General features: G+C 33.3%; 21 protein-coding genes and 2 tRNA genes. 11 read left to right on the forward strand and 12 right to left on the reverse strand.

From position 1 onward, the window contains the following. Window positions 1–155: 155 nt before the first annotated feature. On the reverse strand, window positions 156–1,757 hold the full coding sequence (gene aceB / locus AAYQ05_RS09915) for a malate synthase A (RefSeq protein ID WP_343543033.1): 1,602 nt from the start codon (window positions 1,755–1,757) through the stop codon (window positions 156–158). Window positions 1,758–1,954: 197 nt separating this feature from the next. On the opposite strand from aceB, the gene AAYQ05_RS09920 reads away from it, so the two are divergent. The 5 genes from AAYQ05_RS09920 (at window position 1,955) to AAYQ05_RS09940 (ending at window position 6,242) form a co-directional block, all read left to right on the forward strand. Then, window positions 1,955–3,436: a helix-turn-helix domain-containing protein gene (locus AAYQ05_RS09920; protein WP_343543034.1), complete on the forward strand. Its 1,482-nt coding sequence runs from the start codon at window positions 1,955–1,957 to the stop codon at window positions 3,434–3,436. A 6-nt stretch (window positions 3,437–3,442) separates the two neighbouring features. After that, window positions 3,443–3,802, forward strand: a complete 360-nt coding sequence (locus AAYQ05_RS09925; RefSeq protein ID WP_343543035.1) for a hypothetical protein — start codon at window positions 3,443–3,445, stop codon at window positions 3,800–3,802. 513 nt (window positions 3,803–4,315) lie between these two features. Beyond that, a complete protein-coding gene (locus AAYQ05_RS09930; RefSeq protein ID WP_286969027.1) occupies window positions 4,316–5,032 on the forward strand; it encodes a pirin family protein in 717 nt (238 codons plus the stop codon). A 166-nt stretch (window positions 5,033–5,198) separates the two neighbouring features. Next, window positions 5,199–5,429 (forward strand): (4Fe-4S)-binding protein, encoded by a 231-nt coding sequence (locus AAYQ05_RS09935; RefSeq protein WP_343543036.1) that lies wholly within the window; start codon window positions 5,199–5,201, stop codon window positions 5,427–5,429. A 279-nt stretch (window positions 5,430–5,708) separates the two neighbouring features. After that, entirely contained in the window at window positions 5,709–6,242 is a 534-nt protein-coding gene (locus AAYQ05_RS09940; RefSeq protein ID WP_343543037.1) for a YceI family protein, read from the forward strand. A gap of 221 nt (window positions 6,243–6,463) precedes the next feature. On the opposite strand, the gene AAYQ05_RS09945 is transcribed toward AAYQ05_RS09940, so the two are convergent. Then, window positions 6,464–7,327 carry a helix-turn-helix domain-containing protein gene (locus AAYQ05_RS09945; RefSeq protein WP_343543039.1) on the reverse strand — a complete coding sequence of 288 codons (864 nt, stop codon included), beginning with the start codon at window positions 7,325–7,327 and terminating at the stop codon, window positions 6,464–6,466. 96 nt (window positions 7,328–7,423) lie between these two features. On the opposite strand from AAYQ05_RS09945, the gene AAYQ05_RS09950 reads away from it, so the two are divergent. After that, window positions 7,424–7,786, forward strand: coding sequence for a DUF983 domain-containing protein (locus AAYQ05_RS09950; RefSeq protein ID WP_281631213.1), 363 nt, complete (start codon window positions 7,424–7,426; stop codon window positions 7,784–7,786). Between the two features lie 72 nt (window positions 7,787–7,858). Next, complete coding sequence (gene fabD, locus AAYQ05_RS09955; protein WP_343543040.1) at window positions 7,859–8,731, forward strand: ACP S-malonyltransferase; 873 nt, start codon at window positions 7,859–7,861, stop codon at window positions 8,729–8,731. 95 nt (window positions 8,732–8,826) lie between these two features. Here fabD and AAYQ05_RS09960 read toward each other — a convergent pair whose 3' ends face one another. The 6 genes from AAYQ05_RS09960 to AAYQ05_RS09985 form a co-directional block, all read right to left on the reverse strand. Beyond that, a complete protein-coding gene (locus AAYQ05_RS09960) occupies window positions 8,827–9,153 on the reverse strand; it encodes a hypothetical protein (RefSeq protein ID WP_343543042.1) in 327 nt (108 codons plus the stop codon). Further along, complete coding sequence (locus tag AAYQ05_RS09965) at window positions 9,138–9,332, reverse strand: hypothetical protein (protein WP_343543044.1); 195 nt, start codon at window positions 9,330–9,332, stop codon at window positions 9,138–9,140. The genes AAYQ05_RS09960 and AAYQ05_RS09965 overlap by 16 nt, the downstream gene beginning before the upstream one ends. 50 nt (window positions 9,333–9,382) lie before the next feature. Beyond that, complete coding sequence (locus AAYQ05_RS09970; protein ID WP_343543046.1) at window positions 9,383–10,288, reverse strand: DMT family transporter; 906 nt, start codon at window positions 10,286–10,288, stop codon at window positions 9,383–9,385. A gap of 79 nt (window positions 10,289–10,367) precedes the next feature. Beyond that, window positions 10,368–11,384, reverse strand: coding sequence for a UDP-glucose 4-epimerase GalE (gene galE / locus AAYQ05_RS09975; RefSeq protein WP_177210867.1), 1,017 nt, complete (start codon window positions 11,382–11,384; stop codon window positions 10,368–10,370). 15 nt (window positions 11,385–11,399) lie between these two features. Beyond that, window positions 11,400–11,840, reverse strand: a complete 441-nt coding sequence (locus tag AAYQ05_RS09980; protein WP_343543047.1) for a nuclear transport factor 2 family protein — start codon at window positions 11,838–11,840, stop codon at window positions 11,400–11,402. Between the two features lie 2 nt (window positions 11,841–11,842). Further along, on the reverse strand, window positions 11,843–12,976 hold the full coding sequence (locus tag AAYQ05_RS09985) for a DegT/DnrJ/EryC1/StrS family aminotransferase (RefSeq protein WP_343543049.1): 1,134 nt from the start codon (window positions 12,974–12,976) through the stop codon (window positions 11,843–11,845). A gap of 136 nt (window positions 12,977–13,112) precedes the next feature. Here AAYQ05_RS09985 and AAYQ05_RS09990 point away from each other — a divergent pair, with 136 nt between their 5' ends. Next, window positions 13,113–14,342, forward strand: a complete 1,230-nt coding sequence (locus AAYQ05_RS09990) for a 3-deoxy-D-manno-octulosonic acid transferase (protein WP_343543051.1) — start codon at window positions 13,113–13,115, stop codon at window positions 14,340–14,342. Between the two features lie 317 nt (window positions 14,343–14,659). Then, window positions 14,660–14,875: a PG1828 family lipoprotein gene (locus AAYQ05_RS09995; protein WP_008467260.1), complete on the forward strand. Its 216-nt coding sequence runs from the start codon at window positions 14,660–14,662 to the stop codon at window positions 14,873–14,875. Between the two features lie 125 nt (window positions 14,876–15,000). On the opposite strand, the gene AAYQ05_RS10000 is transcribed toward AAYQ05_RS09995, so the two are convergent. From AAYQ05_RS10000 to mutS, 4 genes are all read right to left on the reverse strand, one after another. Continuing rightward, window positions 15,001–15,384 carry a DUF1508 domain-containing protein gene (locus AAYQ05_RS10000; protein WP_343543054.1) on the reverse strand — a complete coding sequence of 128 codons (384 nt, stop codon included), beginning with the start codon at window positions 15,382–15,384 and terminating at the stop codon, window positions 15,001–15,003. 136 nt (window positions 15,385–15,520) lie between these two features. Beyond that, window positions 15,521–15,606, reverse strand: a tRNA-Leu gene (locus tag AAYQ05_RS10005). Between the two features lie 15 nt (window positions 15,607–15,621). Continuing rightward, window positions 15,622–15,694 (reverse strand) — tRNA-Gly (locus AAYQ05_RS10010). 161 nt (window positions 15,695–15,855) lie between these two features. Then, window positions 15,856–18,462 carry a DNA mismatch repair protein MutS gene (gene mutS, locus AAYQ05_RS10015; protein ID WP_343543055.1) on the reverse strand — a complete coding sequence of 869 codons (2,607 nt, stop codon included), beginning with the start codon at window positions 18,460–18,462 and terminating at the stop codon, window positions 15,856–15,858. A 159-nt stretch (window positions 18,463–18,621) separates the two neighbouring features. On the opposite strand from mutS, the gene AAYQ05_RS10020 reads away from it, so the two are divergent. Together AAYQ05_RS10020 and AAYQ05_RS10025 are read left to right on the forward strand one after the other, a co-directional pair. Then, window positions 18,622–19,053 (forward strand): DUF1573 domain-containing protein, encoded by a 432-nt coding sequence (locus AAYQ05_RS10020; protein WP_129748767.1) that lies wholly within the window; start codon window positions 18,622–18,624, stop codon window positions 19,051–19,053. Between the two features lie 75 nt (window positions 19,054–19,128). Continuing rightward, complete coding sequence (locus AAYQ05_RS10025) at window positions 19,129–19,665, forward strand: RNA methyltransferase (RefSeq protein ID WP_343543057.1); 537 nt, start codon at window positions 19,129–19,131, stop codon at window positions 19,663–19,665. Window positions 19,666–19,679: the final 14 nt, after the last annotated feature.

Genomic DNA, 19,679 nt, shown 5'->3' on the forward strand with positions numbered 1-19,679 from the left:
TATAGTTTAGTTAAAGTGGTTCGTTTTTTAGTGTTCAGTCACAGTTTTAAGTGTTCAGTTTAACCAGACTGATTTTTTCTCTCATTTTATCTGCTAAATCTGCGAGAAAAACTTATTCGCTCGCAGATCTGGCAGATTGAGCAGATTTTAAAAGTTTATAGATATTTATAACATGGTAGAGTAAGAAAATCTACAAAATGCAGGTTTACAACCAGTCTTTCCAGCATTTTTTCCGCTAATGGAAATTGTTGTTTTTCATAATTTTCTTCTCCTAGTTCTTCCTTGATTTTTTTGAATTCATCTAAAGCCAATTCATGATAATAAGCCAAATCTAATTTTCGTCCATTATCCAAAATCACTTTATTCTGAAGCCATTGCCATAATTGCGATCTCGAAATTTCGGCCGTTGCTGCGTCTTCCATCAAATTGTGCAATGCAGCGGCTCCCTGTCCGTTTAGCCATGAAGCCAGATATAAAACACCAACATTGATATTTTTTCGAACGCCATTTTCAGTAATGATTCCAATTGGTGGTTCAATCAAATCAGCTTCAGTGATTTTTCGGTGTTCTCTTTTAATATGAATTTGATTTGGAGTTGGCATTCCTCTATCAAAAATCTCTTTTGCAATTGAAACTAAATCAGGATGCGCAACCCAAGTTCCGTCATGACCGTTTCGAACTTCACGTTCTTTATCCGTTTTTACTTTCGCGAAAGCGACAGCATTGGCTTCTTCATTATTTCGAATCGGAATCTGTGCTGCCATTCCGCCAATCGCATGAATCCCTCTTTTATGACATCTTTGAATTACCAGATTTGAATAGGCATTCATAAAAGGCGAAGTCATAGTTACCTGATCACGATCTGGAACAATGAATTTTGGATTTTTTCTAAACTTTTTAATGTATGAGAAAATATAATCCCAGCGTCCGCAATTCAAGCCAACGATATGCTCTTTCAATTCGTAAATAATTTCATCTAATTGAAAACTTGCCGTTATGGTTTCAATTAAAACTGTCACTTTTATTGTTCCTTTGTTCAGTTTCAAATAATCCTCCGTAAAATCGATTACGTTATTCCACCAACGCGCTTCGAGATAATGTTCCAATTTCGGAATGTAGAAATACGGTCCAGAATTGTTTTCTAAAAGTCGCTTATGATTATGAAAAACATATAAACCAAAATCTATCAAAGAACCCGAAACTTCATTTCCTTCAACTAGAACATGTTTTTCTGGCAAATGCAAACCTCTCGGGCGTACAATTAGCGTTGCGATTTTTTCATTTAAATGATATGATTTCTGTTTCACCAAATCAGTATACGTAATTGTTTTGTTTACCGCATCGATTAAATTTACTTGACCGTCCATCAGGTTTTGCCAGGTTGGTGAAGTGCTGTCTTCAAAATCGGCCATAAACGTTTTAGCTCCCGAATTCAAAGCGTTGATGATCATTTTGCGATCAACTGGTCCAGTAATTTCAACTCTTCGATCCAGTAAATCTTTCGGAATTTCACCAGCTTTCCAATTACCTTCTCTGATGCTTTTGGTTTCCGGAATAAAAACCGGCATAATTCCCTGATCAAAAGTGACTTGTTTCTGTTCGCGCTGTAAAAGCAATAGTTTTCGCTGTGATTCGAATTTTCTATGCAATTCAGTTATAAAAACAATGGCTTCCTCTGTCCAGATCTTTGGATAACGAAGCTTCTTTTCGGCTAAAAATTCCATCGCCGTTTCGGTAATTTCTAATTGGTTTTTCATAGCTGTGGTTTTTAATTTCATTAGCAGCAATTGAATCGATTCTATGTTTTTCAAAAACACAAATACATAACAAACTGATAATTAATATTTTCTACACCACAATATTAGAAAAAAGTTTTTTACAAAACAAGCGAACGTTCGCTAAAAATGAAAAATAATTTTTTGGCGATTATTTTTAGAATACCTATATTTGGTTCATGGATATCGAAAAAGACTATATAAAGCTGATCTTCGGATTAAAATTGAAGCAAGTCAGAACGCAAAAAAACTTGTCACTTTTTGGCTTGGCCAAATTGACAAATCTTTCAAAATCGTATTTAAACGAGATTGAAAAGGGAAAGAAATATCCAAAAACAGATAAAATTTTATTGCTCTGCGAACATTTGGACGTGACTTACGACCAAATGGTGTCTTTAAAACTCGACAACAACCTCGCTCCTATTGGCGAAATCTTGAAATCAGGTATTTTAAAAGAGATTCCGTTGGAACTTTTCGGAATTCAGGAAGCCGATTTAATTGATATTATCGCTAATGCTCCTGCAAAAGTCAATGCTTTTATCAGTACGATTATCGAAATTGCACAGCATTATAACTTAAGCCGTGAAAGTTTCTTTTTAGCCGCTTTGCGTTCGTATCAGGAAGCACACAGTAATTATTTTGAAGATTTAGAAGAAAAAGTAATTGCATTTTCGAAGTCGTTTCAAATTAATTTAGATTCTAAAATTAGCATTGAAGAATTACAAGCGATTTTAAAAGAGGAATACGAATACAACATTAAAGAAATTGCTTTTACAGATCAGGAAGCATTGGGCGATTTGCGTTCGATTTATGTTCCGAAAAGCAAAACATTATTGCTTTCCACAGAACTTGATGCTCCGCAAAAAGCATTTATTTTAGCCAAAGAAATTGCTTATAATTACTTAAAAATATCAGATCGCTTACTGACTTTCAGCTGGATTAAGTTTGAAAATTTCGATCAGGTTTTGCATAATTTTTACGCTTCTTATTTTGCCGGCGCTTTATTATTGCCTAGAAAATTAGTTGTTGATAAAATTAATTCTTTTTTAGAAAATGAAAATCCGAAACCGGAAGAATTTGTTCAATTAATTGAAAGTTTTGAAGTTTCGCCTGAATCGTTTTACCAAAGATTGACCAATTTATTACCGAAAGATTTTCAGCTGAAAAACTTATTCTTTTTAAGATTATCACATCGCGTAGATTCTGACATTTACCAAATAAATAAGGAATTACACATTACACATCAGCAGGAACCCCATGCCAACGAAACCAATGAGCATTATTGCCGAAGATGGGTTTCGGTTAAAACGATTGATGAAGCCATTAAACAAAATAAATCTCATTTTTTTGATGCTCAAATTTCGAGTTATGCTAATAGCGGAAATGAATATTTAGTATTTTCATCGGCCACAAAAGATCCTTTTTTACATGATACCATTCGAAGTATTTCTGTCGGCATTTTGATTAATCCAACAATGAAAAAGAAATTCAAGGTCATTGACGGAAAACCTTTGGTGAAACGAATTGTTGGTGTAACTTGCGAAACCTGTGCTGTAAAAGATTGTCTAGAAAGAGCGGCGCCGCCAATTGTTCTAGAAAGAAAAAAACGCCATGAGAATACCGATGCTGTTGTACAGCAGTTTATGAATCAATATAGTTAGAATGCCATGAAATATTTTGCCTTAATAACGACACTGCTTTTAATTAATTTTACTCAGAAAACAGACAAGCTTATTGGCCGTTACAATTACTTGATTGAGGAGGACAATACTTATATCCAAAAAGATAAAATTACTTTTAAGGACAGCATTTTTGCCTTTGATAACAAATATCTGCCAAAAGGAAAAGTTTCTTATGGCAACAAAATAGTATTGGATAATTTCATCAATACCGATTTAGTTATAAGTATTGCTAAAGATCAAATCGAAAAAGATACTATTCCTTTTTTCATGCATGATAAAAAAAGCTCTTCTACAAATTATCTTGATGAAGTGATTGGGAAAGGAAAATTGATTAGGATTAAGTAATTCAGCGCATTCTTGTCATCCTGAGAAACGAAGGATCATACTCGAAAGTCGACAAAGATTTGCGAGTATGCAGGCGGAATTTCTCGTGTGATCCTTCGTTCCTCAGGATGACAAACCGTATGATTAATTTGAAGCTAAAAAAAAATATAATTTCCAATCTTTGTAGAGTTACTTGCGAAGATTTCTCCTTCGTCGAAATGACAAACCGTGTGGTTACTTTGAGGTAGAACCTTTGAACCTCTGTAACTTTGTGCCTTTGAACCTTCTTATAAAAATAAAACTTCTCGCATAGCCCCGATAGAAGTGGAAATCCTTTTGTGGTGGGGTTCATCACAAAAGATTGCAACGGATAGCGGGACTAAACGTCTTTTAAAAATGAAAACGTCTGCTTCAGAAAAAAACTTAGAAACTTAACATCTTAGAACCTCAGAATCTTTTCTTAATCTACATTAAGTGCTTTTCCTTTACATCGGCTGTATCTTTGTACTATCAAAATCAATAAAAGACAAAATCATGGAAAATATAGTATTGCACAAAGCAGAATCAAGAGGAAATGCAAATCACGGATGGTTAAATGCTTATCATAGTTTTAGTTTTGCAAGCTGGTACAACCCGGATAGAATTCAGTTTGGAGCACTTCGCGTTTTGAACGATGATACAATTGCTGCTGGAATGGGTTTTGGAACGCATCCTCACGATAATATGGAAATCATTACGATTCCGCTAGAAGGTGATTTGGCTCATAAAGACAGCATGGGAAATACGGAAGTCATTAAAAATGGTGACATTCAGGTAATGAGTGCTGGAACTGGAATTCAGCATAGCGAGTTTAATCCGAATGCAGATCAGCAGACTAAATTGTTGCAGATTTGGCTGTTTCCGAACAAAAGAAATGTTACGCCACGTTACCAACAGATTACTTTAAATGTTGCTGACAGACATAATAAATTAGCACAAGTTTTATCTCCAAATGCCGATGACGAAGGAGTTTGGATTCACCAAGATGCTTGGTTCAACATGGGAAATTTTGATGCAGGAACTGCAACTGAATATAAAATCAAAAAAGAAGGAAACGGAGTTTATGCTTTCGTTTTAAAAGGAAATGTAACCATCAACGGTCAGGAATTAAATACTCGTGATGCAGTTGGAATTTCAGGAACTGATACGTTGAATATTAAAGCAAATACAGACGCTGAATTTTTATTGATGGACATTCCGATGAATTATTAATTCAAACAAAAACAATTAATACCTGTATCTTGAAACGATAATAAATCTATAAATCAGACTATTATCGTTTCTTTTTTTGTTCAATTTTAAAAAAGAAAGACTAACTTTATAAATAAGAAAATTAGTCTGACTTTAAAATTAAACTAACTCTTAAAATTTTAAAACCATGAATCCAAACAACCTCACTAAAGAATATACAAACGGAGAAGTTACGATTGTATGGCAATCTGGAAAATGTATTCATTCGACAAATTGTGTCAAAAACAATCCGGATGTTTTTCGTCCAAAAGAAAAACCTTGGATTACTCCAGAACAATCTACAACTGAGAAAATAATTTCGACAGTTAATAAGTGTCCTTCCGGAGCGTTGACATTTTATATGAATAATAAAACCTAAGCCTTTTGCATAGTTTTTTGCCACAGATTACACAGATTAAAGTGATTTTTTTTTTTGCCACAAATTGCACAAATTTTCACAAATTTTGATTCAATTTATTTCGTGGTAATTAGAGCAATTCGTGGCAACATGTTTTTTTTTTACTCCCTGTAATCTACGACAAAAACACATCATCTTTTTTATTTCTTAATCTAGATTAAGTGCTTCAGGACAACTGTCACCGTAACTTTGTCCTATCAAAATGAAATTAATTATTTAAAATATTTAAAAAATAAAATTATGGCAACTACAAAATGGTCAATTGACCCAACTCACTCAGAAATTGGTTTTAAAGTTAAACACATGATGTTTACAAATGTTTCAGGAAAATTTGGAACTTATGAAGCTTCTGCAATCACAGAAGGAGATAGTTTTGATAATGCAGATTTTAGCTTTTCTGCTGATATTGCTTCAATCGACACTGCAAATGCGGATCGTGACGGACATTTAAGAAGCGGTGATTTCTTTGACGCTGAAAATCATCCAAAATTAACTTTCAAATCTTCTGCTTTCAAAAAAATTAATGATGGTGAATTCGAATTAACTGGAGATTTAGATATTAAAGGCGTTTCTAAAACAGTAAAATTCCCAGTTGAATTTAGCGGAATCATGACTGATCCTTGGGGAAATACAAAAGTAGGTTTAAGCATAGAAGGAAAAATTAATCGTAAAGATTGGGGTTTAAACTGGAACTCAGCTCTTGAAACAGGTGGTGTTTTGGTAGGCGAAGAAGTTCGTTTAAACATTGAATTACAATTTGTAAAACAAGCCTAATTAAGCATTCTCGGATTTAATTGGTTGGTTATTGAAACCCTGCGTAATGACGCAGGGTTTTGTTTTTTTTTAGCCACGGCCCGAGCGATAGCGAACGGACGAAATAATTCACGAATTTTATTTGCCACAGATTAAAATGATTATTTGGATTAAATCTGTGAAAATCCTTTAATCTGTGGCAAAAGAAAAAAAATAATTCGTGAATTCGTGGCTAAAAAAAATCATCGCACCGTGTTTCTAAATTCAGTCGGCGACATTCCTGTTTGTTTTTTGAAGAATCGGGAGAAATAGGAATAATCTTCGTAACCTACTTTAAAGGCAACTTCGTTTACAGCTAATTGCTTATCAATCAACATTCTTTTTATTTCCAGAATTACTCTGTCAGTGATTACGTCTGTAGCGGTTTTTTGAAGGATTTCATTGCAGATTCGGTTTAAATGTTTCAGCGTTATATTTAATTTTTCAGCATAAAACGAAGGCAGTTTCTCGGTTCTAAAATATTCTTCTAAAAGCGATTCGAACCTGTTAATTTTGATATTGTAGGAATGCGTTTGGTGCGAATAGGTTTCTCCATATTTTCTTGCTACTTCGATGTGAATGCAGTCTAGTAAATTCAATAATTTATCTAATTGATATTTATTGTCTTGGTTATTTTCCTGAATCAGTAAATCGAAATAAGGCTGGATTTTCGGGATTTCTTTTTCTTCAAAAACCATTTCTGGCCGGTTTTGAATAGAATGATAAAAATTGTAGTCGTTAATTTTTTTCTGTCCGAAATACAGATTGTACAATTCCTGTGAAAAGATAATTACAAAACCCTGAACGTCTTTAGATAAATTCCAATGATGCATTTGCCCAGGCTGTAGCACAAAAAGGCTTCCTCTTTTGATTTCGAATTGGTCAAAATCGACTTCATGCAATCCTGAACCTTTTGTAAAAAAAACCATTAAATACGAATCATGACGATGCGGTTCTTCGACAAAACTGTGACTTTTTAAATGTTCTGTAAAAGTATTGACATAAAAATCACGGTGAATATCGTTACAGCTAAAATTCTGAACACTATAAATCGGATATCGTTTCATAAAAAATGTCTTTATTGTGCTATAATAAGCGAAGATACTAAAAAGACTTTCATTCTACTCCAAATTACCTTTGTACAAATAAAAAACATCAAAGTCATGTCAAATGCACTAACTCATATTTTAAGCAACGAATGTCCTGTTTGTCATAAAGGAAAAGTCTTTACAGACAAAAATATTTTTCTGACTTTTGGTCTTCCAAAAATGAACGAATACTGCAGTCATTGCAACTATAAATTCCAAAAAGAGCCGGGTTATTTTTTTGGAGCTATGTACGTAAATTACGGATTAACAGTAGCTCAAGGAATTGCAACGTATTGTATTGCTCAGTTTTTCTTTGAGAAAAATTTCGATTTACGAATCATTCCAATTATTGCTGTTGTGATTACTTTGCTCACTTCTTTCAATCTACGATTTTCACGATTAGCATGGATTTACATGTTTAAGGATTATACGAAATAAAAAAGTATTATTTTTGCCTTTCAATTGAAGCTAATTTTCAATTCCAAAAAAAATAAAAAACAAATTAGACAAATGAAAGCATACGTATTTCCAGGTCAAGGTGCACAATTCACAGGAATGGGTAAAGACCTTTATGAAAATTCGGCTTTAGCCAAAGAATTATTCGAAAAAGCTAATGAAATATTAGGTTTCAGAATTACAGATATCATGTTTGAAGGCACTGCCGAGGAACTAAAAGAAACTAAAGTAACACAACCAGCTGTATTTTTACACTCTGTTATTTTAGCTAAAACTTTAGAAGATTTCAAACCGGAAATGGTTGCAGGACACTCTTTAGGAGAATTTTCTGCTTTGGTAGCAAACGGAACTTTGTCTTTTGAAGATGGCTTAAAATTGGTTTCTCAACGTGCTCTTGCAATGCAAAAAGCATGCGAAATCACTCCATCTACAATGGCTGCTGTTTTAGGTTTAGCTGATAATGTTGTTGAAGAAGTTTGTGCTTCTATCGATGGTGTTGTGGTTGCGGCAAATTATAACTGCCCAGGGCAACTAGTAATTTCTGGCGAAACTACTGCTGTTGAAAAAGCTTGCGAAGCAATGAAAGTGGCTGGAGCAAAACGTGCTTTAATATTACCTGTTGGTGGTGCTTTCCACTCTCCGATGATGGAACCAGCGAGAGAAGAATTGGCAGCTGCAATTGAAGCGACAACTTTCTCTACTCCTATTTGCCCAGTGTATCAAAACGTAACTGCAAATGCTGTTTCTGATGCAAATGAAATTAAAAAGAACTTAATCATTCAATTGACTGCTCCTGTAAGATGGACACAATCTGTACAGCAAATGATCGCTGACGGCGCTACTTTGTTTACTGAAGTTGGTCCTGGAAAAGTATTAACTGGTTTGATTAATAAAATTGATAAAGAAGCTGCTGTTGCTAACGCTTAATTTTTAGTATTCAGTCACAGTGATAGTTTTCAGTTGTTAACTGTATAAAAACAATAAATCCTCATATACTTTGAAAAGTTTATGAGGATTTTATTTTATAATTCCTTTGCTTCTTCGCTGTAATTATTTAGAATTCCAGTAATAAGATAATTTTGATTACTCTTTTCAAAAAATATATACCAAGTTGTTCTGGCGTTAGGTTTATAAAATATATAATTTAAACCTAAATATTGAAGTGATTTTGGAGTTTTTTTATGTGGGGATTTTCTAATCTTTTCAGGAACTGCATCGTAAATACCATCAACATATTCTTCAGCTGATTCTATAAAACCAAAATATTCCTTTCTATATAAAACTAAAACCAGATTATCAAGATAACTAATTACTAATGGAGTAAAAATAACTTCTATTTTCCCCACCATTCTCTAATTCTCCTTTTTGCTTCCTCTTTTGCTTCCTCTGGCGTTAATCCTTTTGCAAATTCTGCATCAAAATCAAAAGTTTCACGATCTATTCCTTTAAATTTTGGTTTTTGAACTTCGTATTCTACTCTTGGTTCTTCGACCTTATTATTCTTTTTATTTTCTTTATCCGAATTCATTATTCCTACATTTTAACCTTACAAATTTACAAAATAAATTGAATCAAAATTTATACAGCTTTCTTTTCCTTCTTTTTGTAATTCACAATAAAAACTCCAAGGATAATAAGAGCTGTAGCAATAATAAAATCAATTGTAATTACTTCATCCAAAAGCAACCAGCCCAAGAAAACCGCAATTATCGTATTGATATAGGACAAAATAGAAACTTGAACCGCTGTAACATGTTTTAAAGCATAATTATAACAGAAGAAAGCAATCACAGATCCAAAGATTGACAAATACAAAGCCGCAAAAATACTTCTTGAACTCCACGAACTAAAGTCAGGATTTGGCGAAAAAATCGAAGCCAAAACTAACTGGATACAAGATGAGATTGTAAATTGATAAAACAAATTAAGGGTTATATTTTTCGATTTATTAGCATGCGTTTTGGTATAAATTGTCCCTGCTGCCCAAGCCAAAATTGCAAATCCCATAAACATCATTCCCGTTCTGTAATTGACATCTAAAAACGATACAAGTCCATCTTTAAAAATAAAAACTACACCAGAAAACCCAATAATCACTCCTGTAAATCCCTTTAAACTCATTTTTTGCAATCCAAACATAATACTACCCAAGAAAATAAGAATTGGAGTCAGCGCATTTATGACCGATGCTAGTCCGCTTGGGATATTCTGCTCTGCAATTGTTGTAAAACCATTTGCAATTACAAGCATTAAAACCGAAGCAATAAGCTGTTGTTTGAAATTCTGCCAACCAATCCATTCTAATTCTTTTTTGAATAATAAAATCGTCATCATAATCAATCCCGCCAATCCCTGACGAATTGAAGTTACAAACCAAGGCGGGATCGTTTCAACTGCCACCTTAATTCCTAAAAATGTTGTGCCCCAAACGATTCCAACAGCAGCAAGGGCTATAATTAATTTATAATCTAAATTCTGTTTCATAAAATGTCAGTTAATAAAAAATCCCAAACTATATTGCTATAATCTGGGATCTTAAAAATTTATAATTTTATTTAAAAAACTACTTATTCCTCACTTTTTGTTCCCATTTCCAAGCACTTGCCATTGCTTCGTCTAAACTTAGTTCAGCTTTCCATCCTAAGACATTATTTGCCTTATCTGTATTTGCATAAGCTTCAGTAATATCACCTTCACGACGAGGCATCATCTTGTAAGGCAGTTTTTTACCGCTGACTTTTTCAAAACTATGAATGACCTCTAGAACAGAACTTCCTTTTCCTGTTCCTAAATTAAAGGTTTCTACTTTTGCCAAGTTCTTTTTGTTTAACAAACGCTGTAAAGCAATTACGTGTGCTTTTGCTAAATCTACGACGTGAATGTAATCACGAACAGCAGTTCCGTCTGGTGTTGGATAGTCATTCCCAAAAACCGATAATTCCTGACGCAATCCTACTCCAGTTTGTGTAATAAACGGAACCAAATTTTGAGGAACTCCTAATGGCAATTCTCCAATTTCAACAGATTCGTGTGCTCCTACTGGATTAAAGTAACGCAATAAAATAGCGCTAATATTGGTAACTTTAGCTGTATCTGTAATGATTTCTTCACCAATTTGCTTTGTGTTTCCATAAGGAGACATCGCTGCTTGAACTGGAGCATCTTCTGTAATTGGCATTTTTTCGGCTTGACCGTAAACCGTACAAGAAGAACTAAAAATAAAACTTGCTTCAGGTTTTTGTTGTAATTCTTGTAAAAGGTAAACTAAACTGCTAATGTTGTTTTCGTAATACAACAAAGGCTGTTCAACACTTTCACCAACAGCTTTTGAAGCAGCAAAATGAATGACACCAGTAACATCATTATGTTTTTTAAAAAAATCCCGAACGGCACTTTTCTCTCTTAAATCAATTTTCTCGAATAAAGGCGTTTTTCCTGTAATAGCGGTAATTCCTTTTAAAACATCTTCTGAAGAATTAGAAAGATTATCAATGATCACAACTTCGAAGCCTTCATTTTGTAATTCGACTACAGTGTGAGAACCGATAAATCCTAATCCTCCTGTTACTAATACTTTCATTTTTTTGTGGTTGTTTTATGTAGTTAATTTATAAGCTTGTCTAGCAATTAAAACCCATTTGCCTTTTTGTTTCTGCCACACGAGCATTATTCCTATTTTAATGTCTCGATCTAATCCATCGTCTTTGGTATGAGCCGATAAAACATGTCGAACTATGGCAACATCATTCTGAATAGTTATAGTTTGATTCTGAAAATCGATCGAAACAAAATCAGATTTTCCACTTACGATTCCTTCTATAAATTCAGCTTGGTTTTGAAAATTACCATTTGAGTGGACATAATTTAATTTGTCAGAAGTTAGCGCTTTCAATTTCGCTCCATCAGCATCAATCATTGCCTGACGCAAAATTTCGACTTGACTGCTAACCGCATTCTCTTCTTTAGAATTCGTTTTTTGAGCCAAAACCGAAAACTGAAGAAGAATCATTAAAATTAAAAGACTACCTTTTCTCATCTTTATTTATTCAAAAATTCTAAAACAGAATCGGTAATAAATTTAATTTGTTCGTCGTCAAGTTCTGTGTGCATTGGCAAAGCAATTACTTCCTTAACTAATTGATTTGTAACTGGAAATTGTTCTTCTTTATAACGAGGATCTAAATATGCTTTTTGAGAATGCAATGGAATTGGATAATAAATTGCACATGGAATTCCTTTATCTAATAAATGTTGCATTAAAGCATTCCTGTCTGTGTCTAAAATTCTTAAAACGTATTGATGAAAAACGTGATCATTCTCGTTTGCATCAAAATCTGGAGTGATAATTTTTGCATTTCCAGCAAAAGCTGCATTGTATTTTGTTGCCGCCAAACGACGCGCTGCATTATATTCATCTAACAACGGTAATTTAGCATTTAAAACCCCTGCTTGAATACTATCCAAACGAGAATTCACTCCTACAACATCGTGATGGTAACGCTCATACATTCCGTGGTTTACAATTCCGCGGATAATATGCGCCAGTTTATCATCATTGGTAAAAATTGCTCCTCCATCTCCATAACAACCTAAATTTTTAGAAGGAAAGAATGAAGTTGCCGCAACGTGCCCAATTGTACCTACTTTCACTTTTGATCCAGATTTAGAAATATAATCTGCACCAATTGCTTGTGCATTATCTTCGATTACATACAAATTATGTTCTTTAGCAATTTCCATAATTGCATCCATATTAGCTGCACGCCCAAATAAATGAACCGGAACAATTGCTTTTGTTTTTGGTGTAATTGCTTTTTTAACCGCTTCGATATCGATGTTCATATTATGCAAATCAACATCAACCAAAACTGGAGTCAATTGCAACAATGCAATAACTTCAACAGTTGCTGCAAAAGTAAAATCGGCAGTAATAACTTCGTCTCCTGGCTTCAGATCTAATCCCATCATGGCAATCTGCAACGCATCTGTACCGTTAGCACAAGGAATAACGTGTTTTGCACCCAAATAATCTTCAAGATTCTTTTGAAACTGATGAACTAAAGGTCCGTTGATATAAGTATTTGTATCTAAAACTTCTTGGATTGAAGCATCTACAGTAGATTTTATTTTCTCGTATTGACTTTTTAAGTCAACCATTTGTATTTTTTTCATTTTCGAATAATATTTAAAAATTAAAGACTCTATTTTTAACAGAAATCTCTAAAAGGAGGAACAAAAATAGTTATTAATAGCTTCAAACCAATGAAAATAGTCGAAAGAAATGTAATTTAGCTGCAAAAAAAATTACATGCTTTTTTTATACAATCTAACCATTTACATCGCAGGATTTTTCTTAAAAATCATAGCGCTATTTAGTCCAAAAATTAAGCTTTTTGTTGAAGGGCGAAAAAATGTATTTTCAATTTTAGAAGAAAAAATTAAAGCAAGCGACAAAACAATCTGGTTTCATTCTGCTTCATTGGGCGAGTATGAACAAGGTCTTCCGGTAATCGAAAAAATCAAAGAAAAATACCCTTCTCATAAAATTATTGTAACCTTTTTTTCACCATCTGGATACGAAGTGCGTAAAAATAACACAGTTGCCGATGTGACCATTTATTTACCGCTTGATACTAAAAGCAATGCAAAGAGATTTTTAAAACTAGTTCATCCTGAATTTGCATTTTTTATTAAATACGAATTCTGGCTAAACTATTTAAAGGAATTAGAAAAAAACGAAACTCCGACTTATTTAATTTCAGGAATTTTCAGAGACAATCAAATGTTTTTTAAATGGTATGGCGGTTTTTACCGAAAAGCATTGAATGCATTCACCTATTTTTTTGTTCAGAATGAAAGCTCCAAACAAAAAATAGAATCACTTGGTTTTAAAAATGTAATTGTTTCTGGCGACACCCGTTTTGATCGTGTAAATGCTATTTTAGAAAGAGACAATCGCTTAGATTTTGTAGAGAATTTCAAAAATAACCAACCCACAATTGTCGTTGGAAGCTCATGGCCAAAAGACGAAGTATTAATTGCTGAGTACATCAATCAAGCTCCTGAAAATGTAAAATTCATTATTGCTCCACATAATATTAAGCCAGATCAAATTTCAGATCTATTATCGAAAATCACAAAACCAACCATTTTATTCTCAGAAAAAGAAAATAAAGATTTATCTAATTATAATGTTCTTATAATAGATACAATTGGCATTTTGACTAAGATTTACAGCTATGGAACGATCGCATACGTAGGAGGCGGATTTGGAAACCCAGGAATACATAATATATTAGAACCTGCTACTTTTGGAATTCCAATTGTAATTGGGCCAAACTATTCGAATTTTGCAGAAGCTGTCGCTTTAGTTGAAATTGGCGGCTGCTTAACAATATCGACAAACGCAGAACTTAAAGCAGTTTTTGATCAATTATTGAATGATAAAAACTTTCTAGAAGAAAAAAGCAAGATCTGCAAAGTGTTTATTCAAGATAATAAAGGAGCCACCGAAACGATTATAAAACGCATCTCGTAACCTTTTGATTTGTCAAAGGTTGTTAAATTTGAAAAAATAAGTAAAAAGATCTTGCTTAAATATTCTTAAAAAACAAAACAAACCCTAAATCTGAGAAACTAAATAGCTGATTTTCATAAAGATTATTCAACAAAAAATAATTTAGACGAGAAATTAGATAATTTAAGAAAAATTTATAATTTTGGCATATTCTTTGATAAATAAGATAAACGTGAGTAAGGAAAATATTTTAAAAAAAAAGTGAAAAAATATTTTACATATTAAAAAATTTATATCTTTGCCACGAATTAATAATTAACCTTTTATAATAAAGTAAGATGAAAAAAGTATTTTTAAGTTTAGCTGTTGTTGCTGTATTAACTGTTGTATCTTGTAAAAAAGCTGACGCTGCTGCTGAAGCTCCTGCTGTAGATTCTACTGCTGTTGCTGTTGATTCAGCTGCTGCTGTTGTTGATTCTGCTGCTGCAACTGTTGATTCTGCTGCTGCTAAAGTTGATTCTGCTGCTGCTAAAGTAGAAGAAGTAAAAAAATAATTAGAACCTAAGTTCTAACGATTTTAAAACCATCTTTTAGATGGTTTTTTTTGTGATTAATTTTTCCATTAATCTACAAGCAATAAAAAAAGCGTTCATAAATCATGAACGCTTTTTTTTATTATTTATTCAGCCACCTCTTCCATTTCTTCTTCAACCTCATCATCTCCAAAAATCGACTCACTCGAAGAGAAATCTAAAATTTCTGACCTAGAAGAATACGTTACAATTTCTTTTATCCCTTTCTGCAAAAGCAATTCCGTACTGTATTTTCGACTTGTAGCAAAATGAACTTCACCCAACATCAATTTAAAAAAATACTTCCCTCCAGAACCTTTAAACTTCAAGAATTTCGCAAGATCTATATTCGCTTTAAACTTCTCAATATCCTCTTCACACTCAAATCTCAACTCATAACTCAAACTCGTAAAAATAACCTTCCCTTTTCGAGAAGTAAACGTAAACTTATATTCATCATTAAATCGCTTGCTAATTACAAAAGCACCCATTTATAAATTTTAGATATTAGATTGTTGATTTTTTTCTGAGATTCTGAGATTCTAAGATTCTAATAAATTTACTACGTAAATTTATTTTCTGCAAGTCTGCAAATAAAAAAAGCCTCTTCAAAAGAAGAGGCTTTAGTACTCAGAGCGGGACTTGAACCCGCACGAACATTGCTGTTCACTGGATTTTAAGTCCAGCGTGTCTACCAATTTCACCATCCGAGCATTGTATGGTTTTAGAGCGAAAAACGGGGCTCGAACCCGCGACCTCGACCTTGGCAAGGTCGCGCTCTACCAACTGAGCTATTTTCGCATTTCAAATTTTATTAAGAACTGCAACACTTGTTTTGTTTCGTATTGCGAGTGCAAATTTAGGACATTTATTCAATTACACAAGCGTTTTTTCAAAAAAAAATCCACTTATTTTATAACTTTCTGATAACCTAAAGTTTAAATTTGAAAAATTTTTAAATTTTATTTTTTAACCAGCATTCTTTTAATCTCATTCAGTTTCATTAACGCTTCTACTGGTGTAATTGCATTAATATCGAGATTTAAAATTTCTTCTTTTATCTCTTCCAACAAAGGATCATCTAGATTAAAGAAACTCATCTGCATTTCTTCATTTGCCGATTTTATTCCGTTTAAAGCATCACTAGAATGATTCTTCTCCAATTTCTTTAAAAGCTTTTGAGCTTTCGAAATAACCAATTGAGGCATTCCAGCCATTTTTGCCACGTGAATTCCAAAACTATGCGCGCTTCCACCTTTTACCAGCTTTCTAACAAATAAAACAGTATCCTTAAGCTCTTTTACGGCCACATTGAAATTCTGAATCCTCGGCATCGATTCTGTCATTTCATTCAGCTCATGATAATGTGTTGCAAAAAGCGTTTTTGCTCTTCCTGGATGTTCGTGCAAGAATTCGGCAATTGCCCAAGCAATCGAGATTCCGTCATAAGTACTTGTTCCTCTTCCAATCTCATCTAACAATACCAAACTTCTATCTGATAAGTTATTCAAAATAGAAGCTGTTTCGTTCATTTCTACCATAAAAGTAGATTCTCCCATCGAAATATTATCTGAAGCTCCTACTCTAGTAAAAATCTTATCTACGATTCCCATTCTAACACTATCAGCAGGAACAAAACTTCCCATTTGAGCTAAAAGCACAATCAAAGCCGTTTGTCTTAAAATCGCCGACTTACCCGACATATTAGGTCCGGTAATCATAATAATCTGCTGTGTTTCTCTGTCTAAGAAAACATCATTGGCAATATACGGCGTTCCAACTGGCAATTGTTTTTCAATTACAGGATGCCTCCCGTTTTTGATATCCAATTCGAATGTATCATCTATTTCGGGCTGCACATATTGATTTTCGACAGCCATCTGCGTAAACGAACATAAACAATCCAATTGCGCAACCAAATACGCGTTCATTTGAACTGGTTTGATATAAGTAGAAATCCAAGCTACCAATTGCTCAAAAAGTTCGCTTTCGATTTTATAGATTTTTTCTTCAGCCCCTAAGATCTTAGTTTCGTATTCTTTTAATTCTTCGGTAATATAACGCTCCGCATTTACCAAAGTCTGTTTACGAATCCATTCTTCTGGAACTTTATCTTTATGCGTGTTTCTAACTTCGATATAATAGCCGAAAACATTATTAAAAGAAATTTTCAATGATGAAATTCCAGTTCTTTCAGATTCTCTTTTTTCAATTCCTTCTAAAAACTCTTTTCCTGAAGTCGAAATTGCACGAAGTTCATCTAGTTCTTCATTTATTCCGCTCGCAATAGCATTTCCTTTCGAAATGGCAACTGGAGCATCTTGATTTAGTGTAGTTTTAATTTTTTCACGAAGCAAATCGCAAGCATGCAAACTATCCCCAATAACCTTCACAGCTTCCTGCGGACTTTCTAGCGCAAGAGTTTTAATTGGAATAATCGCATCCAAAGATTCCTTTAAATATACGATTTCACGAGGAGAAACTTTTCCCGCAGCAATTTTAGAAATTAAACGTTCTAAATCTGAAATCTGTTTGATTTGATATTGAATATTATGAAGGATTTCAGGATTTGACTTTAAATAAGCTACAACTTCATGCCTACCTTTTACCTTATTAGCATCTTTCAATGGTAAAGCCAGCCAACGTTTCAGTAAACGTCCTCCCATTGGAGAAAGTGTTTTATCAATAACATCCAAAAGCGTAACTGCGTTTGGATTATAACTGTGATATAATTCTAAGTTTCTAATCGTAAAGCGATCCATCCAAACGTAAGCATCTTCAGCAATACGCTGAATTGCTGTAATATGCTGCACACGATTATGCTGTGTTTCTGACAGATAATACAAAATGGCACCAGAAGCAATAATTCCTTCTTTCAATTCTTCAACTCCAAATCCTTTTAAGGAATTCGTCTGAAAATGCTTTGTTAAGGTTTCTAAAGCATAATCTTCTTTATAAATCCAATCTTCTAGATAGAAACTATGAAAATCTTCTCCAAAAGCAGTTTTAAAATCATTCTTATTATTTTTTGGAACCAAAACCTCACTTGGATTAAAGTTCTGCAATAATTTATCAATATATTCTGCATTCCCTTGAGCTGTTAAAAACTCTCCTGTCGAAACATCTAAAAATGAAATTCCGATATTTTTATTAGCAAAATAAACAGATGCTAAGAAGTTATTCGATTTTGACTGTAAAACCTCATCATTCAGAGAAACTCCCGGAGTTACAAGTTCTGTCACTCCTCTTTTTACAATGGTCTTTGTCATTTTTGGATCTTCCAACTGATCGCAAATTGCAACACGAAGTCCAGCTTTTACCAATTTTGGCAAATAAGTATTTACAGAATGATGCGGAAACCCAGCCAATGCTGTTTCAGTATCAGAACCTGCTCCTCTTTTAGTTAAGGTTATCCCTAAAATTTTAGAAGCTCTAATGGCGTCTTCTCCAAAGGTTTCATAAAAATCTCCTACTCTGAAAAGCAGACATGCATCAGGATATTTAGCCTTGATTTCGTTGTACTGTTTCATTAAAGGTGTTTCTTTCACCACTTTCTCTTTAGCTGCCAAATTATTATATTTTAAATGAAAAAATTAAGACAGCGAATTTATGATTTTTTGGTGGCAAATCGAAAGCTTCAAAAATTAAAATATTTTTAAGACATTTTTAGGTTGCGGTTTAAGTTTTTTATATAGCTTTGTTTATCATTTAAAAAAAGACCCTTAAAGATGAAAAAAATAATTTTATTCGCTATGTTAGCTGTTGCTGGTATCACAGTTACTAATGCACAAACAACTAAAAAAGCTAAAGCTGCTAAAGTTGCAAAAGTTGAAGGAGCAGGAATGCTTTTCGAAACTGAAACTATCGATTACGGAACTATCGCTCACAATGCAGATGGAAAACGTGAGTTCGTTTTTGTTAACAATGGTACAAAACCATTAATCATTACAAACACTCAAGGATCTTGCGGATGTACAGTTCCAACTACTCCAAAAGAACCAATCGCTCCAGGAGCTAAAGGTGTTATTGGTGTAAAATATGCTACTGACAGAGTTGGTGCTTTTACAAAAACTGTAACTGTAACTTCTAACGCTGAAGGACAGCCAACAAAAATCCTTACTATTAAAGGTACTGTTTTACCAGATCCAGTAAAAAGCTAATCTGAGAAACATTTAAAATAATCAAAAAGCTTCCTTATCTTTGGAAGCTTTTTTTATGACTAGAATTTAAAAACAATGAGAAAACTCGAAAATAGCGAACTGGAACGCAAATCAATTGAAGATTTTAAAAAATCTGAAAAAACACCTTTAATATTAGTTTTAGACGATATTAGAAGTCTGCATAATATTGGTTCTGTTTTTAGAACAGCTGATGCGTTTTTGATTGAAAAAATAATTCTTTGCGGTATTACTGCAACTCCTCCAAATAAAGAAATTCATAAAACAGCTCTCGGCGCAACTGAAACTGTTGCTTGGGAACATCATGAAAATATTTTAGAAGTTATCGAAAATCTAAAAAAAGAAAATGTTTTGACTATGGCTATTGAGCAAGTTGAAAGTGCGATTTTTCTTCAAGATTTTAAAATTGAAAAGAAGCAGAAATATGCTTTGGTTTTTGGTAATGAAGTATTTGGTGTATCGCAAGAAGCTGTTGCAATCTGTGACGGATGTATTGAAATTCCACAGCTTGGAACAAAACACTCTCTAAATATTTCTGTAAGTGCCGGAATTGTGGTTTGGGACTTGTTTCAAAAAATAAACTGGCCAGAATAAAAATTTATTTTTTT

Origin of the sequence: Flavobacterium movens (assembly GCF_039581425.1) — a bacterium.
Classification (GTDB): Bacteria; Bacteroidota; Bacteroidia; order Flavobacteriales; family Flavobacteriaceae; genus Flavobacterium; species Flavobacterium luteolum.